Origin of the sequence: Anaerotardibacter muris (assembly GCF_943192915.1) — a bacterium.
In the GTDB taxonomy this organism is placed as follows: Bacteria; Actinomycetota; Coriobacteriia; order Coriobacteriales; family Eggerthellaceae; genus Anaerotardibacter; species Anaerotardibacter muris.
In genome coordinates this window covers 88,433-113,941 of sequence record NZ_CALPCD010000002.1, presented here as the reverse complement: position 1 = coordinate 113,941, position 25,509 = coordinate 88,433, and the positions used below count along the sequence as shown (strand labels likewise).

Annotated in this window: 27 protein-coding genes and 2 tRNA genes; 20 read left to right on the top strand and 9 right to left on the bottom strand. The window is 54.8% G+C overall.

Annotation, left to right across the window (positions count from 1 at the left end; all coding sequences use genetic code 11):
• Positions 1–192: 192 nt before the first annotated feature.
• The 14 genes from rpiB to atpC all read left to right on the top strand — a co-directional run bounded on the left by rpiB (position 193) and on the right by atpC (position 11,500).
• Positions 193–633, top strand: a complete 441-nt coding sequence (gene rpiB, locus NFR25_RS02430; RefSeq protein ID WP_251197665.1) for a ribose 5-phosphate isomerase B — start codon at positions 193–195, stop codon at positions 631–633.
• A gap of 41 nt (positions 634–674) precedes the next feature.
• Positions 675–1,415 carry a hypothetical protein gene (locus NFR25_RS02425; protein ID WP_251197664.1) on the top strand — a complete coding sequence of 247 codons (741 nt, stop codon included), beginning with the start codon at positions 675–677 and terminating at the stop codon, positions 1,413–1,415.
• 88 nt (positions 1,416–1,503) lie between these two features.
• Positions 1,504–2,754: a serine hydroxymethyltransferase gene (gene glyA / locus NFR25_RS02420; protein ID WP_275556929.1), complete on the top strand. Its 1,251-nt coding sequence runs from the start codon at positions 1,504–1,506 to the stop codon at positions 2,752–2,754.
• 80 nt (positions 2,755–2,834) lie between these two features.
• The gene (upp, locus tag NFR25_RS02415; protein WP_251197662.1) at positions 2,835–3,509 is read left to right on the top strand and encodes a uracil phosphoribosyltransferase; all 675 of its coding nucleotides are present in this window, start codon (positions 2,835–2,837) and stop codon (positions 3,507–3,509) included.
• A gap of 237 nt (positions 3,510–3,746) precedes the next feature.
• Positions 3,747–4,229: a deoxycytidylate deaminase gene (locus NFR25_RS02410; RefSeq protein ID WP_251197661.1), complete on the top strand. Its 483-nt coding sequence runs from the start codon at positions 3,747–3,749 to the stop codon at positions 4,227–4,229.
• 136 nt (positions 4,230–4,365) lie between these two features.
• Entirely contained in the window at positions 4,366–4,668 is a 303-nt protein-coding gene (locus NFR25_RS02405) for a hypothetical protein (protein WP_251197660.1), read from the top strand.
• Between the two features lie 20 nt (positions 4,669–4,688).
• Positions 4,689–5,477 (top strand): F0F1 ATP synthase subunit A, encoded by a 789-nt coding sequence (atpB, locus tag NFR25_RS02400; RefSeq protein ID WP_251197659.1) that lies wholly within the window; start codon positions 4,689–4,691, stop codon positions 5,475–5,477.
• Positions 5,478–5,689: 212 nt separating this feature from the next.
• Entirely contained in the window at positions 5,690–5,908 is a 219-nt protein-coding gene (gene atpE / locus NFR25_RS02395; RefSeq protein WP_251197802.1) for an ATP synthase F0 subunit C, read from the top strand.
• Between the two features lie 50 nt (positions 5,909–5,958).
• A complete protein-coding gene (gene atpF / locus NFR25_RS02390; protein WP_251197658.1) occupies positions 5,959–6,570 on the top strand; it encodes a F0F1 ATP synthase subunit B in 612 nt (203 codons plus the stop codon).
• On the top strand, positions 6,563–7,138 hold the full coding sequence (atpH, locus tag NFR25_RS02385) for an ATP synthase F1 subunit delta (RefSeq protein ID WP_251197657.1): 576 nt from the start codon (positions 6,563–6,565) through the stop codon (positions 7,136–7,138). Before atpF ends, atpH begins: the two co-directional genes overlap by 8 nt.
• On the top strand, positions 7,132–8,697 hold the full coding sequence (gene atpA, locus NFR25_RS02380) for a F0F1 ATP synthase subunit alpha (RefSeq protein ID WP_251197656.1): 1,566 nt from the start codon (positions 7,132–7,134) through the stop codon (positions 8,695–8,697). Before atpH ends, atpA begins: the two co-directional genes overlap by 7 nt.
• An 11-nt stretch (positions 8,698–8,708) precedes the next feature.
• A complete protein-coding gene (gene atpG / locus NFR25_RS02375) occupies positions 8,709–9,626 on the top strand; it encodes an ATP synthase F1 subunit gamma (RefSeq protein ID WP_251197655.1) in 918 nt (305 codons plus the stop codon).
• Positions 9,626–11,068 (top strand): F0F1 ATP synthase subunit beta, encoded by a 1,443-nt coding sequence (atpD, locus tag NFR25_RS02370; RefSeq protein WP_251197654.1) that lies wholly within the window; start codon positions 9,626–9,628, stop codon positions 11,066–11,068. Before atpG ends, atpD begins: the two co-directional genes overlap by 1 nt.
• 3 nt (positions 11,069–11,071) lie before the next feature.
• Positions 11,072–11,500, top strand: coding sequence for an ATP synthase F1 subunit epsilon (atpC, locus tag NFR25_RS02365; RefSeq protein ID WP_251197653.1), 429 nt, complete (start codon positions 11,072–11,074; stop codon positions 11,498–11,500).
• Positions 11,501–11,829: 329 nt separating this feature from the next.
• Here atpC and NFR25_RS02360 read toward each other — a convergent pair whose 3' ends face one another.
• Complete coding sequence (locus tag NFR25_RS02360; protein WP_251197652.1) at positions 11,830–12,498, bottom strand: TetR/AcrR family transcriptional regulator; 669 nt, start codon at positions 12,496–12,498, stop codon at positions 11,830–11,832.
• A gap of 183 nt (positions 12,499–12,681) precedes the next feature.
• On the opposite strand from NFR25_RS02360, the gene NFR25_RS02355 reads away from it, so the two are divergent.
• Both NFR25_RS02355 and NFR25_RS07425 read left to right on the top strand, forming a co-directional pair.
• Positions 12,682–13,158, top strand: coding sequence for a universal stress protein (locus NFR25_RS02355; RefSeq protein WP_251197651.1), 477 nt, complete (start codon positions 12,682–12,684; stop codon positions 13,156–13,158).
• Positions 13,159–13,487: 329 nt separating this feature from the next.
• Positions 13,488–14,927 carry a peptidylprolyl isomerase gene (locus tag NFR25_RS07425; RefSeq protein ID WP_338024372.1) on the top strand — a complete coding sequence of 480 codons (1,440 nt, stop codon included), beginning with the start codon at positions 13,488–13,490 and terminating at the stop codon, positions 14,925–14,927.
• A gap of 109 nt (positions 14,928–15,036) precedes the next feature.
• On the opposite strand, the gene hemH is transcribed toward NFR25_RS07425, so the two are convergent.
• Positions 15,037–16,032 carry a ferrochelatase gene (gene hemH / locus NFR25_RS02340; RefSeq protein WP_251197650.1) on the bottom strand — a complete coding sequence of 332 codons (996 nt, stop codon included), beginning with the start codon at positions 16,030–16,032 and terminating at the stop codon, positions 15,037–15,039.
• Between the two features lie 197 nt (positions 16,033–16,229).
• Here hemH and NFR25_RS02335 point away from each other — a divergent pair, with 197 nt between their 5' ends.
• Positions 16,230–18,089, top strand: a complete 1,860-nt coding sequence (locus tag NFR25_RS02335; RefSeq protein ID WP_251197649.1) for an ABC-F family ATP-binding cassette domain-containing protein — start codon at positions 16,230–16,232, stop codon at positions 18,087–18,089.
• A gap of 57 nt (positions 18,090–18,146) precedes the next feature.
• Here NFR25_RS02335 and crcB read toward each other — a convergent pair whose 3' ends face one another.
• The 4 genes from crcB to tadA are packed head-to-tail and all read right to left on the bottom strand — an operon-like array spanning position 18,147 to position 20,739.
• Positions 18,147–18,527 (bottom strand): fluoride efflux transporter CrcB, encoded by a 381-nt coding sequence (gene crcB, locus NFR25_RS02330; protein WP_251197648.1) that lies wholly within the window; start codon positions 18,525–18,527, stop codon positions 18,147–18,149.
• Positions 18,527–19,228 (bottom strand): LemA family protein, encoded by a 702-nt coding sequence (locus NFR25_RS02325; RefSeq protein ID WP_251197647.1) that lies wholly within the window; start codon positions 19,226–19,228, stop codon positions 18,527–18,529. Before NFR25_RS02325 ends, crcB begins: the two co-directional genes overlap by 1 nt.
• Positions 19,229–19,285: 57 nt before the next feature.
• Complete coding sequence (locus NFR25_RS02320) at positions 19,286–20,245, bottom strand: 4-(cytidine 5'-diphospho)-2-C-methyl-D-erythritol kinase (RefSeq protein ID WP_251197646.1); 960 nt, start codon at positions 20,243–20,245, stop codon at positions 19,286–19,288.
• The gene (gene tadA, locus NFR25_RS02315) at positions 20,242–20,739 is read right to left on the bottom strand and encodes a tRNA adenosine(34) deaminase TadA (RefSeq protein ID WP_251197645.1); all 498 of its coding nucleotides are present in this window, start codon (positions 20,737–20,739) and stop codon (positions 20,242–20,244) included. Before tadA ends, NFR25_RS02320 begins: the two co-directional genes overlap by 4 nt.
• 37 nt (positions 20,740–20,776) lie before the next feature.
• Here tadA and NFR25_RS02310 point away from each other — a divergent pair.
• Positions 20,777–20,864, top strand: a tRNA-Ser gene (locus tag NFR25_RS02310).
• A 78-nt stretch (positions 20,865–20,942) separates the two neighbouring features.
• On the opposite strand, the gene NFR25_RS02305 is transcribed toward NFR25_RS02310, so the two are convergent.
• Both NFR25_RS02305 and NFR25_RS02300 read right to left on the bottom strand, forming a co-directional pair.
• Positions 20,943–21,845: a shikimate dehydrogenase gene (locus tag NFR25_RS02305; protein ID WP_251197644.1), complete on the bottom strand. Its 903-nt coding sequence runs from the start codon at positions 21,843–21,845 to the stop codon at positions 20,943–20,945.
• Positions 21,846–21,938: 93 nt separating this feature from the next.
• The gene (locus NFR25_RS02300; RefSeq protein ID WP_251197643.1) at positions 21,939–22,454 is read right to left on the bottom strand and encodes a shikimate kinase; all 516 of its coding nucleotides are present in this window, start codon (positions 22,452–22,454) and stop codon (positions 21,939–21,941) included.
• Positions 22,455–22,638: 184 nt separating this feature from the next.
• Between NFR25_RS02300 and NFR25_RS02295 the strand changes: the two genes are divergently transcribed.
• Positions 22,639–23,205 (top strand): GNAT family N-acetyltransferase, encoded by a 567-nt coding sequence (locus tag NFR25_RS02295; RefSeq protein WP_251197642.1) that lies wholly within the window; start codon positions 22,639–22,641, stop codon positions 23,203–23,205.
• Between the two features lie 95 nt (positions 23,206–23,300).
• Here NFR25_RS02295 and NFR25_RS02290 read toward each other — a convergent pair whose 3' ends face one another.
• The gene (locus tag NFR25_RS02290) at positions 23,301–25,136 is read right to left on the bottom strand and encodes a DUF2207 domain-containing protein (protein WP_251197641.1); all 1,836 of its coding nucleotides are present in this window, start codon (positions 25,134–25,136) and stop codon (positions 23,301–23,303) included.
• A gap of 186 nt (positions 25,137–25,322) precedes the next feature.
• Here NFR25_RS02290 and NFR25_RS02285 point away from each other — a divergent pair.
• Positions 25,323–25,413 (top strand) — tRNA-Ser (locus tag NFR25_RS02285).
• The last annotated feature ends 96 nt before the right edge of the window (positions 25,414–25,509 follow it).

Below are 25,509 nucleotides of genomic sequence, written 5' to 3'. Positions count from 1 at the left end.
CCCAATTTGTCTCGGGAATTCCCAATTTGAAGCTGTCTCCATTTTGTCCCGGACAAAAATGAACCCGTCCCCAGAGTGTGGGTGCGGGCGCAGTGGGCTTACGTATAATGAGAACATCCTGAAAACGCTTCGCCTCAGCGCCCCGAATAGCGCGCAAGCAAGGCGAACCACCTCACAGAAAGAAGAGCGTTCATGGTGTTTTCACTCGGCGCGGATCATGCAGGATTCGAGCAGAAGAACCAGCTGGCAAGCTTCCTGATCGAGCAAGGCTATGACGTGATAGACCGTGGGCCCGAAACGGATGACCGTGTAGACTATCCCGACTACGCAGTGCGCGTAGCGCGCGATGTAGCCGATGGCGTTGCCGATTATGGCGTGCTCGTGTGCGGTACGGGCATCGGCATGGCCATGGCAGCAGATAAGGTGCCCGGCATTCGTGCTGCCAACATCATCACCCCCGAATTCGCGGCGTTGTGTCGCGAGCACAATAACGCCAACATCATCACGCTCTCAGGCCGCTTCGTCGACCTTGAGACCAACAAAGAGATCTTGCGCACCTTCATCGCTACTGAGTTCGGCGGCGGTCGCCACGAACAGCGCGTGGAGAAGATGATGGCGCTCGATAGTGAATGATCGCTCGAACAGATTGCAGGTATATGACTCGAAGGGACCTTATGAAATCGGATCGCATCTCTACTATCAGCCCGCTGTCGGCTAGCCCTACGAAGAAGTTCGTGCTGGCGCTGGTCGCTTGCGCATTGTTCCTTGCCACGGCCTTTTGCTTGGCTGGTTGCAAGCCGCCTGCTGGTCAGCTCGCAGCTAATGCTGCTATCGCCGAAATGGGTGCGCTCGATAAGAAGGATCCCGAGGCTATCGGGTACATTCCAGAGGTCGTCGAGGCGCAGAGCCTTGAGCAGATCGGTGTTTCCGAGCAAGAGTTCTTCGATTGGTGGCTCGAAGGCTTCAGCTATAGCCTGGGCGATGTGGAACTGAACGTCGACGAAGATGCTGGTGAAGTGAACGCCAAGATCACGTGCCGTCAGCTCGAACCGATCATCAGGCAGTGGTCGAATGAATACGTTACCTGGCTGGTGAGCAACAGTATCGCTATTCAGGCAGGTCAGACTGAAGATCCGTGCGAATATGGCCGTTTGCTCTTGCAGAGCATGTTCGAGTCGAACGAGCCTACGCTCGTTGAGTGCATGATCCAGGTACAGAAGTACGATGACGCATGGAGCGTGGTGGCCAGCCAAGACAATGGCCTGTACCGTGATGCGCTGCTGGGTTCGACAGAGAACCTTTCAGGCTATTACATCGCTCCTTTCGAGGCGCTGACTTCGCTTGGTGTAGAGTTGCCCGTTTCGCAGGGTGAAGCGCCAGCTGCCGATGCTGCCGATGAATCGGCCGAAGAATAGCCGGCAATCTTTGCGCCCTTCAAAAGCGCACCTCATTTATCAAAGAAATCCCCCTGAAGCAAGCCTTCAGGCACGAAAGGAGAACATGATGACCCAATCGATCCTGGCACAGCAAGACCCGCAGATCGCCACTGCTATCAATGAAGAGCTGCAGCGCCAACGCGGTTGCGTAGAGCTGATCGCTTCGGAGAACTTCACCTCTCGTGCGGTGATGGAGGCTGTAGGCAGCGTGCTCACCAACAAGTACGCTGAAGGCTATCCGGGCAAGCGCTATTATGGCGGGTGTGAAAAGGTCGACATCGTGGAAGATCTGGCACGAGACCGCGCGAAAGAGCTGTTCAAGTGCGGTTTCGCTAACGTTCAGCCTCATAGTGGAGCGAATGCTAACCTGGCTGCCTACGCAGCTACCGTGAACTTGGGCGATACCATCTTAGGCCTTTCGCTCGATCATGGCGGACATCTTACCCACGGTTCTCCGGTCAATTTCTCGGGCAAGGACTATCAGTTCGTAGCTTATGGTGTGGACCCTCAGACCGAGCGCATCGACTACGATGAAATGGAGCGCTTGGCCAAGGAGCATAAGCCGAAGCTGATCGTGGGTGGCGCTTCAGCATATCCCCGCGTTATCGATTTCGAGCGCATGGCCAAGATCGCGCACGAAGTGGGCGCTTACCTGATGATCGACATGGCTCACATCGCAGGCTTGGTGGCAACGGGCGCACATCCCAGCCCCATTCCTTATGCGGATATCGTCACTTCCACGAGCCACAAGACCCTGCGTGGTCCGCGTGGTGGCTTCATCCTTACCAACAACGAAGAGCTAGCAAACAAGATCGACAAGGCAGTGTTCCCTGGTTCTCAGGGTGGCCCGCTCATGCATGTTATCGCAGGCAAGGCGGTCGCATTCGAAGAAGCGCTCCAGCCCGAATACAAGACCTACATCGATAACGTGGTGAAGAACGCTGCGGCGCTTGGTAAGGGCATGGCCGATGGCGGCTTGCGTTTGGTCTCGGGTGGCACGGACAATCACTTGTGCCTGGTCGACCTGAATCCTGCGAACATCACCGGCAAGGATGCTGAAAAGGTGCTCGAGCGCGTGGGCCTTACCGTGAACAAGAACACCATCCCTAATGAAACACGTTCGCCCTTCGTGACCAGCGGCATTCGCGTAGGTTCAGCCGCGGGCACCACGCGTGGTTTCAATGCTGAAGAGTTCTATCAGATCGGCGAGCTTATCGCCCAGACCGTGTTCAACGCTGAAGACGATGTGAAACTAGCCGAGATCTCGACCCAGATCGAGAAGCTGATCGCGGCCCATCCGCTCTATCCGGGCCTTTAACATTCAATTCGGGGACGGAGGCAGAAGTGTCCCAGGCACGCTTGTCTTCATCCCTTGGTCCCAGATTCGAAGGAGACCTTATGAGCAAGAAGCAGGAAGTTGCAGAGCAATTCGGCGATCGCTTGGTGGTGATCGATCACCCCTTGATCGCGCACAAGCTCTCGGTGCTGCGCGATAAGCGTACTCCCACCAATATCTTTCGCGATGTTGCGCGCGAACTTACCATGCTCGAGGTCTATGAGGCCACGCGCACGCTTCCTACGACCAGCATCGAGGTCGAAACGCCGCTTGCTACTACCACCTGTGAGACCATCAGTGGTCGCGAGCCAGTGATCGTGCCCATCCTGCGCGCGGGTCTTGCCATGCAGGACGCTTTCACGACGCTCATCCCCACGGCACCTATCGCTCATCTGGGCATGTATCGCGATGAAGAGACCCATGAACCCATCGAATACCTGGCGAAGATGCCGCCCTACATCGCGCAACGTTCCGTGCTGCTGGTCGATCCGATGCTCGCCACGGGTGGTTCGCTCATCGCCGCTATCAAGACGCTCCGTGATCGCGGGGTGAAGCATCTTACCTGCGTGGTGATGGTGGCTGCTCCTGAAGGCGTGCAGCGCGTGTTCGAATACGATCCTGATGTACGCATCTTCACAGCTGCCCTTGACGAACGCCTGAATGATGACGCCTTCATCCTGCCGGGCCTCGGGGATGCGGGCGATCGCATCTTCGGCACCTTAGCCATCAACGACTGACCGGGGGACGGGTTCATTTTTGTCCCGGACACTTTGGGGACAGGTTCAAATTCTCGATCAGGAGTCTGAGCCTGTCCCTGTTTTGTCCCGGACAAAAATGAACCCGTCCCCAATCGGCTGATTGACAGGGTTGGTACACTGATAGCATGTACTATGCGCCCGCGTTTCGTATGCACGATGCCTTAGCACGATGCTCTAGCACGATGTTCTTGCGCGGCGCTCTCAAAGGAGCTTGTCATGACCAATGCCGAAACCGCACAGACCCACCTCGATACGCGCCCATCCTGGGACGAATACTTCATGAAGCTCGCCGAAGAGGTAGCTACGCGCACCACCTGCATGCGTCGTGCGGTCGGGGCTGTTATCGTGAAGGATCGCCGCATCCTAGCCACGGGCTACAACGGTGTGCCCACTGGTCTTCGCCACTGCGCCGAGACTGGTTGCCTGCGCGAACAGCTTGGCGTTCCGTCAGGTCAGCGCCACGAGATCTGCCGCGGTCTTCATGCGGAACAGAATGCACTGTTGCAGGCTGCCCGCTATGGCATCAACATCGAAGGCTCGGTCATCTACATCAACACGCAGCCGTGCGTGGTATGTGCCAAGATGCTCATCAACGCAGGCATCAAAGAGATCATCTATAAGAATCCTTATCCCGACGAGCTTGCCATGGAACTGCTCGAAGAATCGGGCATTGCTCTGCGCGTTTTCGACCACGAATGATCTGAACACATTCATTTCACCACTTACCCTTGAATCGAGCACCTTATCGGAAGCAAACAACGGCCTCTGAACCGTTGGTTTATGCTTCAAAAGGCTCAAAAAGTGTGCAATTTGTGCAGATTTGAAAGTTGGTTGAATGATCGCAGCAATCGTATTGGGGATCATCGCAGGATTTGTGGGTTTCCTGGCATTGTTCGTTGCGCTCAGGCTCTCTCGCCGCTCCACTTCTACCTCTCCATTCAATGCGGGGCTTTACGGACTGGGCGGAGCAAGCGTTTCGCTGATCATCGTAGCCGTTGCGCTCGTCGTTTGTGCGATGGTGGCGCGTGACATGGTCCTTCCGTTCGCTATCGCTGAAATTGCCGTCCTTATTGTGGCCACTGTGGTCTACGTACTGTACAAGAACGTGCTCCAGAAGAAGCGCGCTAACGATAAGTAGAGGAAAGGTAAGGAATCTCAATGGGTGAAGCATTGGAGAAATTCGTCGAGCATGCGCAAGGTCTGTATGCTAACTTCGAATCTGTAACGCTCTTCTCCATCGGCGGATGGAACATTTCCCAGTACACCTTGTACATGTTCATCGCATTCGCGTTGGTTCTGCTCGTGGTTCTCATCGGTGCTCGAAAGCTCGAGTTCATCCCACACAAGAAGTTCACCGCGGCGCTGGAATATGGCTACGATTTCATCTCCAACAGCGTTGGCGCAGATGTTATCGGTGAAGGCTATAAGAAGCATATTCCGTTCTTGGCATCGCTGTTCTTCTTCATCCTGATCGCGAACGTGGTCGGCCTTATCCCTGGTGCGAAGGCAGCAACAGGTACCATCTCCATCACCTGGGCGCTCGCACTGGTCTCCTTCATCTACTTCAACTTCTACGGATTCAAACAGCTTGGCTTCTTCAAGTACATGAAGAGCTTCGCGCCTCATGGCATTCCTGCTCCGATGATCCCCATCATCTGGTTCCTTGAATTCGTCTCCATGGTCATCCGTGTTCTTACGCTGGCCGTCCGTCTTTATGGCAACATGCTCGCAGGTCACATGATCTTGGCTGTCTTCTCTTTGGCAACCACTATCTTCCTGCAGACCGCGATCTTCAGCGGTGACTTGCTGGTCGGTCTTCCGTCCATCGCTTGGTTCTTCCTGCTGTTCTTCATGTACGCTCTCGAAACGCTCGTTGCGTTCTTGCAGGCATACGTGTTCACCATCCTGTCCTCGTCCTACATCGGTATGGCCATCCATCCTCACTAGGAACGAGGATCAAGGACCTGCGGACTGGTCCGCAGGGGGGCATGCCTTGGGGTGTTAGGACCCCGCCTGTCGAGCGTAGAGCTCTAAGGTCTGCCCAAGCATGAACAGGCAAAACGAATTCGGTGTTCAGCTGGTACGAAAAGAAAGAGCAGCTGGAAATATTAGACGTGAATGAGGGAATAGGCCTTCATTCAAAAAAGGAGGTAATCGTGATTGAAATGAGTATTGCGCTCGCCGCACTCAAGGTTGTAGGCTATGGCCTCGCAGCTATCGGTCCTGGTATCGGTATCGGCATCGCTACCTACGGTTTGTGCGTCTCTGCAGCTCGTCAGCCTGAAATGAAGGGTCAGCTCATGGGCTACTTCTTCATCGGTGCTGCAATGTCCGAGGCGTTGGCACTGCTCGGCTTGGTTCTCTTCTTCATCGGTTAATCGCTCATACAGATACGAATTTTCCGATAGTAAAGAAGGAGGCAAGCGAATTGAACGCAACAGCAAGCAAATATGTACGCAACTGCGCTAGCGGCTTTGTCGCGTTGCTCGGTGCGTCTGCAATTTGCCCTCTGCCTGCATTCGCTGCTGAAGATGGCGCGGGAATCGGTGCGATCCTTCCTCAGATGGACGAATTCATTCCCATGCTCGTCGCCTTCATCATCTTGTGGATCATCCTGGCGAAGTTCGGCTGGCCGCTCTTTGACGGCATGCTGAAGAAGCGCGAGGACACCATCAAGAATTCCCTGGAGAAGTCCGAAGAGGCTCGCCAGGAAAGCGAACGCGTGCTGGCAGAATACCGCGAACAGCTTGAGGGCGCTAAGACCCAAGCTCAGCAAATGCTCAATAATGCTCGTCAATCCTGTGAAGCAATGGAGTCCGAGATGAAAGCAAAGGCCCAAGAAGAGGCCGCTGCGATCGTTGCTAAGGCAAAAGTTGCTATCGAGGCTGAAAAGCAGTCGGCGATCGAGGAACTCAAGGGTTCTGTGGTCGACCTGTCCGTTGACGTTGCTACGCGTGTAATCGGCGAAGACTTCAGCGACGAAGAGCATCGCAAGCTCATCGAGCGCTACGTGAAAGAGGCAGGTAGTCTAAATGCCTAATCGTCACGTCATCAATGAAATTATCGCAGCCTATGCCAACGCTGCTCTCAACGGCGCTAACAACGCTGGCGGAAGAGATGCTGTCGTTGAGGTTCGCAACCAATTGGTCCAGATCTTGGAATTCATGTCCACCAACATCAAGCTTCGTTTGTCCCTTGACGACGAGGTATTCACCCCTGAACAGCGCTCTGAGCTGGCGCGTAAGGTGTTCGAGGGCTACAACCCCGTGTTGGTAGACCTGCTTTCGGTCATGGCTTCTCGTGGCGACGTTGAAAAGCTGCGCCGCGTCTATGCCGACTATGAAGCGCTCATCGTTTCCAAGCTCGACTTCAATGTTGTTGATGTAACGACGGTTGTTGATCTTGATGACAACTTGCGAACTGTAATTAAGAACAAGATTAAAGCCGACCTCGGTAGGGATTGCGTGCTCGTCGAGCACATCGATCCTTCCATCATGGGCGGCATCGTCATGTCCACAATGGGCAACTACATCGACGCGAGCCTGCGCTCCCAGTTCGATCGTGCGCGCATTGTGCTGAAAGAAAAGACAGATGGAGGTGAATGCTAGTGACTGAAATCACCGCACAGTCTATCGATGAAGCGTTGCGCAAGCAGCTTGATGCTATCAACACCAGTGTTGATTCTCGCGAGACCGGCGTCGTTGTCCAAATCGGCGACGGTATTGCCCGCATCGACGGTCTTAAAGGTGCCATGGCAGGCGAACTTCTCGAGTTTGTCGCTGAAGACGGCCGCGTTGTCTATGGTTTGGCTCAGAACCTCGAAGAAGAGGAAGTTGGCGCCGTACTCCTGGGTGACCTCACTGCAATCAAAGAGAATGACCAGGTACGCACCACTGGTAAGATTTTGGAGGTTCCTTCCGGTCGCGGATTGCTCGGCCGTGTAGTCAATCCTCTTGGTATGCCGATCGACGGCAAGGGCCCGATCGAGGCCGACGGCTATCGTCCGGTCGAGTTCAAGGCTCCTGGCGTTCACGAGCGTCAGCCTGTTGAAGAGCCGATGCAGACTGGTATCATCGCTATCGACTCGATGATCCCCATCGGACGTGGTCAGCGTGAGCTCATCATCGGCGACCGCCAGACCGGTAAGACGTCCATCGCGCTCGACGCTATCATCAACCAGCGCAATGACGACATGATCTGCGTCTATGTTGCTGTTGGCCAGAAGGCTTCCACTGTTGCTAACGTTGCTGAAGCTCTGGAAAAGCATGGTGCTCTGGACAAGACCATCATCGTCGTGGCAACCGCTGCAGACGCAGCTCCGCTGCAGTACTTGGCTCCTATGGCTGGTGCCGCAATGGGCGAGTACTTCATGTACAACGGCAAGGACGGCAAGCCCGCCAATGCCGACAATCCTGGTGGTAATGTTCTCTGCGTCTATGACGACCTTACCAAACAGGCAGTTGCTTATCGTCAGATGTCTCTGACCCTGCGTCGTCCTCCCGGACGTGAAGCATTCCCAGGCGACATCTTCTATCTGCATTCTCGCCTGTTGGAGCGCGCTGTTAAGCTTTCTGATGAGAACGGTGCAGGTTCACTGACCGCACTGCCCATCATCGAGACTCAGGCTGGCGACGTTTCTGCATACATCCCGACCAACGTGATCTCCATCACCGACGGTCAGATCTTCCTGCAGACCGACCTGTTCTTCCAGGGCCAGCGCCCTGCTATCAACGTTGGTATCTCCGTTTCCCGCGTTGGTGGTTCTGCACAGGTCAAGTCCATGAAGTCTGTTGCAGGTACGCTGCGTCTGGACCTCGCGGCATTCCGCGAGCTGCAGGCCTTCACCCAGTTCGGTTCCGACCTGGACAAGGCAACCCAGCAGCAGCTCACTCGTGGTGCAGCTATGACCGAGCTTCTGAAGCAGGGTCGTTTCATGCCCATGCCTGTTGAAGAGCAAGCGATCGCTATCTGGGCTGGCAACGAGGGCTTCCTCGATAGCCTGCCTGTGGAGAGCATCGTTCGCTTCCGTACGGAAATGCTTGACTACCTGCGTATCAATTACTGTGAAGTAGTGGCTATGGTTCGCGATGAACAGAAGTTCACCGACGATTCAGAGGCTAAACTTCGCGAAGCGATCGAAGCCTTCAAGCTTCAGTTCATCGCGTAAGGAAGGCATCTATGGCTACCCTTCACGATATCGAAAGGCGCATCAATTCCGTCGAATCGACGAAGCAGATCACGCGTACCATGCAGATGGTCGCAGCAGCGAAGATCCGCCACTCCACCGAACGCGTGGAGCACGCGACTCCTTATCGTAACGCTATGTACGAGCTGCTCTCGAACCTCTCGCTTCTGGGTGAGACGAATGCGGTCCTCACCAAGCCTCATGATGAGATCAAGAATACCCTCATCATCGCGGTCACCTCTGACCGTGGCTTGGCAGGCGGCTTCAACTCCAGCGTGCTGCGTCGTGCCGATAAGATCATGAAGGAATGCAAGGCAGCAGGTAAGAACGTCACTATCGCGGCTTGCGGCAAGAAGGCGATCGCCTACTTCAAGTACCGCAAGGCCGATACCGTTCTGGCCTTCAGGGACCTCTCCGCAGACCCCCGTGTCGAGGAATCCGATACCTTGACCGACTACTGCATCGAGAAGTACACCGCTGGTGAATTGGATGAAGTGTTCGTGCTCTACAACCACTCCAAGAACGCCGCGGAACAGCAACTTGTCGAAGAGATCCTGTTGCCGATCAACCTGGCTTCATTCAGGCCCGAAGGTGCGGTCTTCAATTACGGTGCTATCACCGAGACCGACCAAGACAACCCCGATCTGCAGGGCTCGTTCGAATACGAACCTGACGAGACCGAGGTTCTGGACCAACTGTTGCCGGAGTACATGGCAGGTTACCTGTTCTACGTACTGATCGACTCGGCTGCAGCCGAACAGGCTGCTCGTCGTAACGCTATGAAGAATGCGACGGATAACGCCAATGAAATGATTGAGACGCTCAATCGTGTTTATAACCGTGTACGTCAAGGCGCAATCACCACAGAGCTCAACGAGATCGTTGGTGGCGCCGAAGCTTTGGAGGACTAATGGCTGAAGAAACAAATAATGCACCTGCAGCCAAGGGTGGTATCGGACATATCGTCCGTGTCGTCGGTCCTGTTGTTGACGTTGAGTTCGCACCGAGCGAAATGCCTGCGATCTATAACGCGCTTCACATCGATACCGAAACCCCCGTTGGTCACATCAAGTTGGTCTTGGAGGTTCAGATGCACCTCCCTGGCGACTTGGTCCGTGCAGTTGCGATGTCGTCTACGGACGGCCTTACTCGTGGCCTTGAAGTCCAGGACACCGGCGCACCTATGATGATGCCTGTCGGTCCTGAGACCCTGGGTCGCATTTGGAACGTAGTTGGCGAGCCTGTTGACGGCAAGCCCATGCCTGACATCAAGCAGTGGATGCCGATCCATCGTTCGGCTCCTGCTTATGACGAACTGACCACCACCACCGAGATCTTCGAGACTGGCATCAAGTCGATCGACCTGATCGAGCCCTTCATCAAGGGTGGTAAGACGGGTCTGTTCGGCGGCGCAGGCGTTGGCAAGACCGTTATCATCCAGGAGCTCATCAACAACCTCGCTCAGGAGCATGGTGGTACTTCGGTATTCACCGGTGTAGGCGAGCGTACTCGTGAAGGTACTGACCTCTTCCTGGAGATGAGCGACTCTGGCGTTATCAATAAGACCTGCTTGGTCTATGGCCAGATGAACGAGCCTCCTGGAGCACGTCTTCGTGTTGGTCTGGCTGGCCTTACCGAAGCGGAATACTTCCGTGATCAGGGCCAGGACGTTCTGTTGTTCGTCGACAACATCTTCCGTTTCACCCAGGCAGGTTCTGAGGTATCCGCACTGCTCGGCCGTATGCCTTCCGCAGTAGGTTATCAGCCCACCCTGGCTACGGAGATGGGCGAACTGCAGGAGCGCATCACCTCGACCAAGACTGGTTCCATCACCTCGGTGCAGGCTGTCTACGTTCCCGCGGACGACCTTACCGACCCCGCTCCGGCAACCACCTTTACTCACTTGGATGCTAAGACCGTTCTTTCGCGTTCCATCGCTGAGCTGGGCATCTATCCTGCGGTCGACCCGCTGGAGTCCACCTCTCGCGCACTCGATCCCGACATCGTCGGCGAAGAGCACTATCGCGTTGCGATCGGCGTTCAGGAGATCCTGCAGCAGTACAAGGACCTGCAGGATATCATCGCGATCCTCGGTATGGATGAACTTTCTGAAGAACAGAAGATCATCGTTAACCGTGCTCGTAAGGTCCAGCAGTTCCTCGGCCAGAACTTCCACGTTGCGAAGCAGTTCACTGGCCAGGACGGCTCTTACGTCAAGCTCGAGGACACCATTCGTTCCTTCGATGAGATCCTCAAGGGCAATTGCGACGAGATCCCTGAGCAGTGCTTCCGTATGAAGGGCGGCATCGACGAGGTCTACGCGGCCTACGAGCAGCTCAAGAACGAGGAGTAAATCATGTCCGAGATTATCTGTGATGTTGTAGCAAAGAACCAGGTGCTCTACTCTGGATCCCTCTATTCCGTTATGGTTCCCGGCTCCGAAGGTGAGCTGGGCATCATGGCGAACCACGAGCCTTTCGTCTCCGCGCTTAAGGATGGCGTCATCTGGGCTCGTACCAAGCAGGAGGGTGGAACCACTCTGAGCGCTGCCATCATGGGTGGTTATGTTCAGGTGCTCGGTGAGCGCGTTATCGTTCTTTGCGATAAGACGCGAGCTCTCAACCGCATCAACGTTGATAAGCTCAATAAGGAGATCCCTGCCTTGGAAGAGCGCATCGCGAATCTGTCTGAGGAAAGCGTTATCTCCCGCTCTGTTTTGACGCGTAAGCTGCGCTGGTGCAAGGTGCAGCTGGCGGCAAAGGAGAAAGAGGATCAGTACGTCTAATCTGGTTCTCGAATTCGTACCAGCTAAAGGGCCTCTGCGAAAGCAGGGGCCCTTTTGTTTTGGTGAGATTGTTGGGGTGCTGTGGCTGCAAGGTAATCGTGCATAACTTACCCGTTCCGCTGTTCGCCCTTCGGGCTCATGCGCTGCACTGCCTCATGCATTGTTGTGCGAATCGATCTTCGATCGATTCTGTTTTTCAAGTTAGTGTTCAGAGTAAGTTCTGCACGCTCACCTTACATCCACAGCACCGTGCACGGTTTTACTGCGTAAAAAATGGACGCTTCGGAACCTGGCCCCGAAGCGTCCTCTCTTGGTTCGTGAAATGCGAGTTAGATCAACGCCTGATCGTTACGGGGGATAGGGGGGACGTTGAAGGGTCTGTCGCGGTCAGTGGCGATGGAGTGCAGATAGTTCTGCAGCATGGAATCGGCCTGATAGGTAAGGTCGATGCGACCTTCGAATGCGCACCAGTAATAGATGCTACCAGTGATGATGATAGCGATGCGTAGCAAGGCTTCGTTGATATCAAGATCAGCCTTCACTTCGCCCGAGGTAACACCTTCTTCAAGGTCTTGACGTACGCGGTCGAGCACGAGCTCCTTGTCAGCGTCGCGTTCGAGGAAGTTGAACGCCGGGTTGGTGATGGATGAATACAGGCCCGTGATGAACTCGATGCCTGTTTCCAAAACACAATCGATATAGAAGCGATAGATCAGCACCACACGCTCAAGTGCCGTGTGGGTCTCTGCAAGATCTTCAGCCTTCTGCTTGTAGGAGGTGAAGATGTTGCTGAGATAGTAAGCGATAAGGTCGTCCTTATCGTCGAAAAGATTGTAGAAGCTGCCCGTAGAAATTCCAGCCTCATCGCAGATATTGCGGATGGTGAGATAGCGCATACCGTGCTGGTTCACCAGATCGATGGCAGTCTCGAGAAGCTTTTCACGGGTAACGTGTTCGCGGGTGTCTTGGGCAGAAATGAATTTATTTCTTGGCGACATAGTTCATCCTTGTCTCGTTTGCCCAGTTCATACGGAAATGTTATCAGAAGAGCGATGAAAATGAGCTGTTATGTGGAAGAAAACAGAAAGAAGGTGCTAGACTGGATGCGTACCGTTTTTACGGTCTGAAGAGGGGAATGTGCGTCAGCGATGCTGGCGGTTCGCGATAGATAGGGGACTCCAATGGTTTTCAACAATATCGTAGTTGCATATGATGGCTCTGATCATGCAGTCGATGCGGTGATGAAGGCGCGCGATTTCGCGCTGGCAGATCCAGAGGTACGCATCCATGTGGTTTTCGTTACCACCCATCCGAATGCTCAGCTGCCGGCAAGCTTCAACAATTCTTCCTTCGACCCTGAACAGTATCTGCTGTCCGTTGAGGACGTGATGGATCTTTACAACCGTACCATCGCGGAGGAATCTGAGAAGGTCAAGGCAGGCTTGGGTATGGCTATCGATGGCATCGAAGATCAGGTAACCATCGATGTGATCCCGGGTTATACGCCAGCCGATGACATCATCGAATTCGCCAAAGAGATCGAAGCAGATCTTATCGTGATGGGTTCTCGTGGCCTGGGCGCTATCCGCGGCGTTATCGGATCGGTGAGCTACGCGGTCTTGCGCGAATCCACCGTGCCGATCCTGGTCGTGAAATAGACATCTTAAAGGGCGCATTCGGGGTTCATTCCAGGCGTCTTCATCAGAGCTTCACAAATCGAGCGGTCGTCCATGAAGGGCGGCCGCTCTTGTTTTTGGCAAATCTGGAGCGGTTCTGGGATCGATAGGTGTGTATCACCTGATGAAAGGTGGTATTTAGCGTGACATCTTGCCGTTCAAGATAAGGAGTCCTTGTCCCAGTTTTCGGACATAATGGTCTTTCTGTGGTGTCGGCTCCAACGTATAGACCTAGCACTATGCGCACGTTATCATGCGATAGTCATTTATACGAATTCGATCACAGTGCTTCGGCACTGAAAGGGGTTTCAATGGAGAATGTGAAAAAGACACCGTTCGCGGTGGCCAAAGCATCCTTTGTTGCGCTCATCGCGGGCTTGCTCATGTGTGTAGGTGCCGCGTTCATGCAGGAGCCTGAAAAGGCTTACGCAGACGATACTTACATTGCGACCATCGAGGTCGAAGGCTTCGGCACGATCAAGGCGGAACTTGATCGTAATGCTGCTCCGATCACGGTCGACAATTTCGTGAAGCTTGCTAAAAGTGGTTTCTATAATGGGTTGACCTTCCATCGCGTTGCAAAGGACTTCGCCATCCAGGGCGGTGATCCGAAAGGTGACGGTACGGGTGGATCGAGCACCAAGATCAAAGGTGAATTCTCTGCCAATGGCGTGGTCAATCCGATCAAGCACGTAGCAGGCACTATTTCCATGGCGCGTGCTAGTGACTACAACAGTGCAAGTTCGCAGTTCTTCATCGTTCCTACCACCAGCACGCAGAACACGAACGCACTTGATGGCAAGTATGCTGCATTCGGTCATGTTATCAGCGGCATGGATGTGGTGAACAAGCTCAACAACGTTGCAACAACCAGCGAGAAGCCGAACAGCACTATCAGGATCAAGTCGATCACTATTTCGACTGGAACGGCTTCCTCGTCTCAGGCAGGTGGCTGGATCAAATCTGGATCGCGTTATTGGTACAAGTATTCTCCTGCAGTTGCGGCAGCTAAAGGTAAAGCATATCCGCGCAACGAAGAGATCGCCATCAATGGTAAGACCTATCGCTTCGATGGCAATGGCTGGATGAAGACTGGCTGGCAGAAGGTCAGCGGCAAGTGGTACTACTATGGCGGCAAGAACGATGGTGCCAAGAAGACTGGATGGCAGAAGGTCAGCGGCAAGTGGTACTACATGGATCCCACCACAACTGCTATGCAGACTGGTAAGCTCGACTTGACTTATTACGACTCTAACTGGGTCCAGCGTGGTGATGTTTACTACCTCACTTCTTCTGGTGCCATGAAGACAGGCTGGAACAAGGAGAGCGGCAAGTGGTATTACTACGGTAGCTCTGGCGCGATGTACACAGGTACGCTCACCTGGATCAGCGGTAAGTACTACTTCTTCGATTGGAACGGCGTCATGCAGACTGGCCTGCAGAAGATCAACGACGATCACTACTACTTCAACAGCTCTGGCGCTATGAAGATGAATAGCTGGGTGAAGACGGGTGGCAAGTGGTACTACACCACGTCAAACGGCACCGTGGCTAAGAATCGTTGGATCGGCGGTCAGTATTGGGTCGGTTCCGATGGCGTGATGGCTACCAGTTCTTGGGTCGATGGTGGTAAGTACTACGTCGACAAGAACGGCAAGTGGCTCAGAAATGCTCAGCCTGCTAGCAAGAGGAGCGTCGAGGCCGACACTCAAGCTGCTACTAACTCGGATTCACAGAATGCAGCTGCTTAAGATCAGGCATTAGCACCTTGCTAAAGAACGGGTCGCTTTCTACGAGAAGGCGGCTCGTTTTTTTGTGATCTGTCGGGGATGTTCGCGCGGGCGAAAAGCTGCTTGCGGTTTACCTTAGATTCTTCTTGATGAGCTGCACCAGGAAATCGATATGATCCTTGCGATCATTTAGAGCAGGAATGTAGGTGAACGTGCATTCCTTGCCCTGCTTAGCGCACTGGGCAAAGAAGAAGTTACGCTGTTCAACATCCACATCCAGCAGCGTTTCAAGGCAATCGGACGAAAACCCTGGCGTTACCATGGCAACGTTGGTCACACCTTGCTTCACCCAGCCTTCGAGCACTTTCTTGGGACTTGGCCCAAGCCAGCGGCGTGAATCTTCGAAACGAGAATGATAGGAGATGGCCCAGCTATTGCCTGGGATACCAAGCTGCTTCGTGACCGCTTCCACCGTTGCCTCGACCTGCTGGGGATAGTTATCGCCATTGCGCACATCGCGCAGCGGGATGGAGTGGAAGCTGAAAAGAAGCTTCGCACCCGGTTCGTAGTTCCAAGCCTCTTCGATCGAGGAGGTGAGCGCATCCAGATAACCTTCATCAGTCGCATAGCCTTCGATCACTTCGAACGAAAGATCGGGAAAGCGAGCAGCTACGGCGGCCACCTTGTCTTTGCAGGAGGCTGTTGTCGAGTACGCGGTCTGAGGAAAGAGAGGGACCACTAAGATAGAGGTGCAGCCAGCGGCCTGTAGCTCTCTTACCACATGCTGCAATCGCGGTTTGCCATAGCGTGCAGCGAAGCGCACGGGGATATCCAGTCCTTGGCGCTCGAGCGCTTCTTGGGTCTTCTTCGCCTGATTCAGGGAGTTCACCATGAAAGGAGAGCCTTCTTCGGTCCAGATCGCGCGATAGCGCTTCTCAGTCGCCTTCGGACGCGCGTTGATCACGAAAAGATGCAGGATGGGCAGCCAAAGAAAACGCGGCATGCTGATAAGACGAGGATCGGCAAGGAATTCAGCAAGATAGGGTTTGATGTCTCGGGCATTGGGGGATGCGGGCGTGCCCGTATTCATGAGCACTACGCCTATCTTCGATCGCTGTTCTTGCATCTCCATGCCCTTTCTGCGTGCTCGCAGTTCGAAGTAGCCAAAGGGGCCATACGCAGAACAACGCTCATTCGAGTTTAGCAAAGTATGCTTTTGGTCTTGTTTGCGTTGGCTTTTACGGCAAGAATAGACGTTGTATGAAAATCTTTTCGCTGAGCAGGACGCTGTTTGGTGAATATGACGCGCGCGAGTGGAGCTTCATGGCATTTCTTCTAGGATGCGAAAATGTGCATTTGGAATATCCGACCAAGACTATCTTCGAATCGCTTTCGCTTGGTATCGATGATGGTGATGTGATCGGGGTAGTGGGCAAGAACGGCGATGGTAAGTCGTCCTTGCTGTGTTTGTTCGAGGGCTCGATCGAGCCTGATGATGGGCGCGTGTTGCGCACGCGTGGCGTACGGTTGGTGGCGCTCGCGCAGAAGGATGGGCTTGCAGATGATGCCACGGTGCTGAAGAGCATCGTGGGGGATGTTCCTGAATACGTGTGGGCATCGGATGCGGGTATTCGCGCGATCCTGGATAACTTGGTGGGCGATCTGAAGCCTGATGCTCAGGTCGGCACGCTTTCGGGCGGCCAGCGAAGGCGCGTGGACTTGGCGCGCGTGTTGGTGAGCGATGCAGATGTGGTGCTGCTCGATGAACCGACGAACCATCTTGATATCGAGGCCATCCATTGGTTAGCAGAGCATCTGAAGCGGCGATTCGCGAAGAAGCAGGGTGCGCTGGTGGTGGTCACGCATGATCGCTGGTTCTTGGACGAGGTATGCAATTCCATGTGGGAAGTGCATGATGGGCGCGTGGAGTCATTCGAAGGTGGATATTCTGCCTATGTTCAGCAGCGCGTTGAGCGTGATCGGCAGATCGAGCAGGCCGAACAGAAGCGTCGCAACTTGGCGCGCCGTGAGCTGGCGTGGCTTTCTCGTGGCGCACGAGCGCGTTCGACCAAGCCGAAGTTCCATGTGGAAGCTGCGCGCGCGTTGATCGCGCAGGAGCCTCCGATCCGCAATAGTGTCGAGCTGAAGCGTGCAGCAATTTCGCGCCTGGGCAAGAAGTGCATCGAGTTGACCGATGTCGACTTCACCTTCGATGGCGCGCAGGAGCCTGTGCTGGAAGGACTGACGTGGCTCATCGGACCAGGTGATCGCTATGGTGTGCTGGGAGAAAATGGCGCAGGCAAATCAACGCTGCTCGATATCGCGCGGGGGAATCTGAAGCCCCAGCATGGCAAGGTCGAGGTAGGCAAGACAGTGAAGATAGCGTTTCTGAGCCAGGCGCTCTCTGAATTGGAAGAGCTGGGCGATTCGCTCGTGCGAGAAGTATTGAATCGCTACCAGTCAAGCTATGTGGTGGATGGCAAGGTGGTCTCGCCCGCCGCGCTGCTGGAGCAGTTGGGCTTCGAGAAAGCTTACCTGAACACCCAGGTGAAAGCCCTATCGGGTGGACAAAAGCGTCGTATGCAGCTGATGCTCATCTTGCTCGATGCACCCAATGTGCTCATCTTGGATGAACCGAGCAATGACATGGATATCGATATGCTGGTGGCGATGGAGAACATGCTCGACACGTGGCCGGGTACGCTCATCCTGGTCACACACGACCGCTATATGATGGAGCGCGTGACCGACCATCAGTTCGCGTTGATCGATGGCAAGTTGCGCCACGTGCCGCGCGGTGCCGATGAGTATCTGGAACTACTGGAAGCTTCACATCGCAACCGCGGCGACCGCAAGTTCGCTGCAGGTGGTGTTGATGCTTCTGAAGAAGGAGCGGATGCTAGTGAGACGGCTTCATCTGGGGGTGTTGCGGCGGGTGAGGGTGCACCAACGAAGCCGACGCTCTCTGGCGGCGAGCAGCGCGAAGTGCGTAAGCGCGCGAACTCACTCGAGCGTCGCATGCAAACCCTCGAAGGAAAGATCGCCGACGCCCAAACCGAACAGTCCGAAGCTGACCCGAGCGACTATGTTGCCTTAGGCAAGATCCAGTCCCGCATCACCGACCTCCAGTCCCAACTAGCCACCCTAGAAGAAGAATGGCTAGAACTCTCCGACCTCTTATAGTTGATTCGCAAGAGATCGAACCCGGACAAAATGAGGACCGGCCCCTTTTTGTCCCAGTTATGAGCAGAGGGTGCGGGCGAGGAGGCGGCCGGCGAAGACGCCGGCGATACAGGCTGCGAGCGAAAGTGCCATATAGCCTGCGGCGATACCATATTGAGCATCTTCGAAGAGCTGGATGGTCTCCAGGCTGAAGGTAGAGAACGTGGTGAAGCCGCCGAGCACGCCGGTGGTCAAGAACAGCATCGCTTCCTTATTTTCGGGGAAAACATGCGGCAGGCAGATCGAGCATACGCCGATAAGAAACGAACCCACGATGTTCACGATGAGTGTGGCCAAGGGGAAGACGTGCGCGTACACGCCTGATACGCCGATCGAGACAAGATAGCGCAAGGCGGCACCGATGAAGCCGCCGCAACCAACAATGAGAACGTTGAACATTAGTTTTGGTTGCTGTCTGCAGGAGCGTCGTTAGCCGGCACTGCCGACTGAGCAGGTGCAGGGGCTTGCGCAGGAATCGATGGAGCTTGCGGGGCATCCGTAGGAGCGGTCGCGAAGTTCACCTGTGGAGTGCCGGGCGCGTTGCCCTGGCCGAACGAAACCACAGGCGCACCAGAAGCAGCCGCATTCGCATCGAAGCCGTCGCGCTTGGTGAAGTGGAACATGCCCGCGATGATGTTGCCGGGGAAGGTTTGGATGGCGTTGTTGTAGATCATCACCGTGTCGTTGTAACTCTGACGCATGTAACTGATCTTATCTTCAGTGGCGGTCAGCTCAGCTTGAAGCTGCTGGAAGTTGGTATTCGCCTTCAGCTCGGGGTAGGCCTCGGCCACCGCGAACAGGCTCTTCAGTGTACCCGAGAGCACATTGTCGGCTTCCATCTTGGCCTCGGGCGTGGGAGCACTCATCACTGCGCTGCGCGCCTGAGTCACGGCCTCGAAGGTGCCGCGCTCGTGAGCCGCATACCCCTTTACGGTTTCGACCAGATTCGGAATAAGGTCCAAGCGGCGCTGAAGCTGCACATCGATCTGCGACCACGCATTGTCAACGCGATTGCGCAGCTGGACCAGATTGTTGTAAAGCGCGATCACGGCAATGACCAGCGCAAGGATTATTACCAAAACAACGATGAGAATGATCATGATCTCTCCTTTGAGCGTGTGGTGCTATTGTACCAGTCTCGATAAGGTCTAGCGCAGCTAGAAGCTCTTCAGCACTTCAGCGCCGATCGAGGCGAAGGATGTGACGCGTGCGAACCACCCTTTTTTGAGGGCTTCGAGCGAAAGAGCAGATGCCGCTTCGTAACTCTCACAAAGGGCTGCGACTGCCGATCCGCTACCGCAAAGCACGACCGAGCTGGCGCCAACCTGCTCCCCGAGCAGGGTGAAGACTTCTTGGAGTTCGGGCTTGATCTTCAGTGCAGCGGGTGTGAGATTGTTCCATGGCTCAACCGCAGCCGCATCCTCGATCGCGGCGATCTGCGCCAGATAGTTCGTCGTAGGGAATTCGGGATCTTCATCGAATCGTTGATAGGCTTCCTTAGTGGAAACGCCAGCACCTTCAGGACGCACGAGCGTAAGGAATCCTTTGCGCGGTTCGAGCGTGTGAACGAAGTGTTCGCCTTTGTTATCCAGATACACGCAGCCGCCATACAAGAAGAACGGTACATCCGCTCCAAGGCCCGCGGCTACTTCAACAAGCGCAGGATGATCGAGCGGGATGTCCCATAGCAGCGCAAGGCCCTTCAAGGTTGCCGCAGCATCTGATGAGCCTCCACCCAGACCTGCCTCGTGGGGGATCTTCTTCTCGATCGCGATATCAAGATGCTCCGCTTCCGTGCGTTCAAAGCGCTCTGCCAGGCGCATCGCGGCCTTGTAAACGATATTCTCTTCTGCGGGAATATCCAGGTTATCCACGCCATTGGTTGCCTCGCAGGTGATGCGGATCGACAGACCGCCTTCATTATCTGTGGGTTGTTCGGCCGCTGGACCGCCGAACAGGGGATCCATCGCCAGCGTAGTGCGGCGGATCTCGATGGTGTCGTGCAGCGCAAGCGCATGCAGGATGGTATGCGCTTCGTGGTACCCATCGGGAAGCTTCTGCCCGACCGCGAGCACGAGGTTGATCTTCGCAGGAGCGATGAGCTTCACATAGTTCATGAGAGCCCTTCTTTCTTCTTGGCTTTGTTCTGCGCGCGTTTAGCGGCGAAGAAATCCTTCAGGAGCTGCGCGCATTCATCTTCGAGCACGCCCGATTCCACCTCGAAGGTGTGGTTCAGGCGCTCATCGGCATTGATCTGATAGAGGCTACCCAGCGCCCCAGCCTTTGGATCTGACGCGCCATAGACGCAGCGCTCGATACGCGCTTGCTGCATCAGGCCCGCGCACATGATGCAAGGCTCGAGCGTAACATAGACCGTGCAGCCCGAAAGGCGCCACGCATCTTCATGTGCAGCAGCTTCGAGCAGCGCCGTGAATTCGGCATGCCCTGCAGGGTTACGCGACCCTTCGCGCGTATTGCGGGCAGCGGCGATCACGTGGCCATCGCGCACCACCACTGCACCGATAGGAACTTCATCGGCTGCAGCTGCAGCGCGCGCTTCTTCGAGTGCCAGCTGCATATATTCGATGTCTCTACTTTGGGTGGTTTGCATTATTTTGTGCTATCCTAGGGGTCGCAGTTTTGCATACGGAGGAATGGCTGAGCGGTTGAAAGCGGCGGTCTTGAAAACCGTTGTACCGAGAGGTACCGTGGGTTCGAATCCTACTTCCTCCGCCATTGTTCTTGCATGGCCCTGGCTCGTTTGAGCGGGGCCATTTTTTTTGTGGGCGGGGGAAGGCCGCATGCGCTGGACGCTTACGATTTCAGCAGCTCAACAAGGGGATTCGGAGCGTCGGGGAAGAACGTGCTCTTCACGAAATCGAGCGGCATCTCGCGACCGATCCATAAGCGCTCGCCAATGGCAGCTTGTTGCAAGAACATGCCTGAACCATCGATGACCTTGTTGCCATTGGCGCGACCAAGCTCCACGAATTGTGTATCGCGCGGAACGTAGACCGTATCAGCCATGATCAGTCCTTCGTGCAACATGTCTTGAGTGACCAAGCACCCAGGCACTTCAGGCGTGCCCACGTTGGTCGCATTCACAAGCAGTGTCGAGCCTGCGATCGAGTTGCGCAGTTGGGTCTCGTCGGCTAGGTCGTAGAGCGTCACGTTGCAACTGCTATGGCTCTTCAGTCGCTCGATCAGCTCCTCAGCGCCTGCGTAGAATTCGTCTTGGCGGTTGAACAGGTCGATCTCGGCAACGCCGTCGAGTGCTGCTTGGGTGATGAGCGCTGAACCTGCGCCACCTGCACCCATGACCGTTATCTTCTTGCCACGAATGTCGATGCCGTTCAGTACTAGGTTGCGGATGAAAGCTGCACCGTCTGCGTTGTCACCCAGCGACTTGCCATCTTGGATGACCACGGTGTTCACCGCACCCATGATCTCGGCAACTTCAGAGATCTCGTCCAGGAAGGGAAGGATGAAGGTCTTGCAAGGCGTGGTGACGTTGTAGCCCAAAAAGCCCATGGCTGCCATGCCGCGTACGGTGGCTTCAAGACGCGTGTTGTCCACATCGAATGCGATGTAGGCGATGTCGAGATCAAGGTGCTCGAACACGGCGTTGTGGATGGCTGGGGATCCAGAGTTCTGCACGGGGCTGCCAATGAGCCCGATCAGTTTGGTTGCTCCGCTGATTCGTCCGGAGTGCTGCATAGCGCGTCCGCCTTACTTCAAGGTGTGTACATTCGTATATGCAATTTTAGACGATGTAGCGGAAGTTTCCGCGGTTTTCGCGTTAATCCTGCGTTAAACCAGAGAAAGCATGTCGACCAGCTTGTTGGCCGCGTCGCGCACGGAAAGGCCGTCGATATCCAGTACGATGTCGGCGTATTTTTCGTAGAGCGGGGTGCGCTCTTCGTAAAGGTCAAGAAGGTTCATGTTCGATCCACCCTTCATAACAACGCCACGCTCGTGCAAGCCGCCAAGGCGGTTCTTCAGTTCATCGTAAGAAACACGCAGGTAGACAACGGGACCCAAGGTGGCAAGATGGGTCATGGCTTCGTCGGAGTAGACCGCCGAACCGCCCGTTGCGATAACGCTGCGTTCAGCTTGGAGCGTGCTCAAGACCTCGTTCTCAACTTCGATGAAGCCTTCAGGGCCAAGGGCATCGATGATCTTTTGCAGGGTCTTGTCGCTGTGGGTCTGGATGAGCAGGTCAGCATCGATGAAGTTGAAGTTGATGATCTTTGCCAGCACAACGCCAAGCGTGGATTTGCCTGCACCAGGCATGCCAATGAGCGTGATACAACTTGTCTTATCCATGCGAACTCCTCAGCGTGATGGCGCTTGCTGCGCCTTCGTTCAACTTGTTAAAACTATAGCACGCTTCGTTTCTTTTCGAGAGTTGAGAGAAACGATAGAGGGCTATGGATATCCTGAACATTGAGCGATAATAGAGCCTTGTTTGAGATTTCATTCCGATTCGCTATGTGCTAGGTAGGTGCCCATGACAGATTTGCAGGAACACTTGGTCATTTCGCGTCCAACTTCAGAGGATCTGACCGACCAGTATGTGAACGAGTTGCTTGCAATGTATGCAGCTGTGCAGGAAACGGTCGCTGGCACCGACAACGATCCGCTCTGGATCATTGGCGAACATCCTTCGGCTAAGGAGCTTTGCGAAGCGGCTGCAACTGGATCGCTCTTCGTGGGGACGGTGAACGGAGAACTGGCTGGCGCTCTGGTGGTGGACAATGACCAGGCATCAGGCTATGAGGATGTTCCCTGGCAGATCGAGGCTGAGCCGAACCAAGTAGCCGTGATGCATCTGTTCGCCATTCACCCAGCATTCCGCGGAAAAGGGCTTGCGCGACCGTTGGTAGAGGCTGCTGCAAGCGCCAAACGCGAAGATGGCTTCACGGTGCTTCGGCTTGACACGCTGCTCAAGAACCTTGGTGCTCAGCACACCTACACCGCGCTCGGCTTTACGAATATCGGCAACGCGCATTTGAACTATGGGCCTTATACCGCTATCACGGGTCCGAATTTCGTGGTGTTCGAGAAAGCGCTCTAGTTCTTTTGTGCGAGAGGATCTGCTCGCACGGATTCGTTAGGCCCTTGGGTTTGGCTTTGGTCTTTGGTTAAGCCTTGGCCTTTGGAGCATCCCCGTTAGCGGGCGCCACCGCCACCGCCAAAGCCGCCTCCGCCGCCCATGGAAAAGCCACCGCCGAAGCCCCCGCCGCTTGAGAAGTTGCCATCGGCACCGGACGAAATTGCAGAAAACGAATCATTCACCTGTCGCGAGAAGCTATCAGCGAAGCTGTTCAGGCCGCCGCCAGCGATGCTGTGGGTCGAATAGATGTACCACCAGGGCACGTAATAGCTGGTCGCTGCAAGAGATGCATCCTGCTCGAAGAGCTCTGGAACGGTGTTGCGCAGTTCATCGATCACTTCATCAGCCACGCCGAATAGGTAGGCGTACACCAAGAATTCACCCCATACCTTGATATCCATCACGGGGCGTTCGTTTAGGCGCGAAAAATCCTTCAACCAACGCTTCAGCGCCTGGCATTTGGCATAGTCGTCGGCACCTTTCTGCGTACGTCGGTCCATGAAGCGGCTCAGCACGAGCAGCAGCACCAAGGTTATGATGCCTGGTATGAGCAAGAAGAAATTGTCGAAGAACATGCTGGCTAGCAAGAGAAGCGCGAATAAGAAGATAGCCACCGTTGCCATGGTACTGCGTTTGGCCTTGGAGTAAGGCTCGAAGTATTCGCCCTGGATGGTACGCGCGGTCACTTCACCTTGCCAGGCGGCGATCTTGTCACTGAATACGGCTGGGTTCTCTTCTGCGAACTGCGAGATAGAGGTGAGCCAGACCGACTCTGCGCCTCCACCTACCGTGTCGAAGACGAAGTTGAACGCCAGACGGTCGATCTCGTTGGTGAGCTTCGATTCGTAGCCAGGAGCTTTTGAGAGATAGTAGTCCTCGACGGTCTTGTTGCCGAGCATGCCAGACTTTTCGTAGGTGCCTTTGTTGATGAGCACGGCACCCTTGTTGATAAGGTTCAACAACGTGACCGTAAGATCGGTATTGCTCTCTTCGTCAAAGCGGATCAGGCGACCGATAACTGCTGGTTGCTCACCCTTAACGGGAACATCACGCCAGTATTTGTCAGTGAAGTTCGGTTTGAGCTCCTTGCCATAGCGGTTGAACGACCAGAGCGCCCAGATGCAGGCTGCAAGGCACACCACGATCGCAACGATCAGTGATATGAGCATGGTTGCACGTTCCTTATTCGCTTGGTCTGCATACGCTTGCTCTTCGTTCTTGATGGAGTCTAAGCGGTCGGTATCGAAATGCGCGTTCGCGTCGCTTTGCAGTACGCCAGCGAACCACTCTGGATCGCATGCCACGCGAATCTCGGCATAAGAACCGGCTGAAAGATGCGGAACGTCGCAGGTGATCTGGCCAGTAGCATCATCGATCCGTACCGTGGCATCGAGCGGACCGTGTCCCCAGGCAGAAAGCGTCTCGCCCTTAACGATGTCTTCGCCAGTTGGGATCGGGAGATTCAACGTGAGCGAGATATTCTCAGAGTCTTCCGCCCATCCTTCGCCCACGAATTGCCAGTAGAGCTCGGCAGTATCGGCGTAGACCTGGACCGCATTGAGCACCGTGTAATGAAGCGTGATATCGGCGGTGGTGTCGGAGATATCGAAGAAAACATAGGCAGCATCTTCTACGCCGTCGAATGAATAAGCGGCCTTTCCAGGACCACCTGAGCTTCGCCAGCTGGATTGGAACGGCACTGATGAGAGCTTGGTGGTCTTGCCGTTAGTGGTGATCTCGACACCATCGATCTGGATGGCGGCGCCGTAGGGGAGGTTGTCGAAATACCACCAAACAGCGGTGAAGCTGCCATCGAAATCGAAGGTACGCGTTTCAGTGACCGTAAGGTCCCCTTCATCACTGGCGCTAGCTTCGATGTTCACGTTTGGCATGTTGTAGGATTTTGCGTGGGCTGGGGTTGGATTCCCCAGCGCGAAGATTCCAGCCAAGAGGCAAAATGCCACAGCAACCACGACTTTAAGAATGGTTTCGCTGTGTAGAAGTGAGCGGTTCGGCACGGGTTCCTCCTTGCAAGTTGCCCTATCGAGCGGTATCATTTCAACTTGTCTGTATTAAGTGGAGAGCTGACCGAGAGGCCGAAGGTGCTCGCCTGCTAAGCGAGTATACCCCAAAAGGGTATCTGGGGTTCGAATCCCCAGCTCTCCGCCATCTACTCAAACACAAAACACCAGTTTAAGTATTATTTTTTGTTTCGTAACGTCTCATAATTTGTCATAAAATTTGGAGAATTTTGGAGACGTTTGA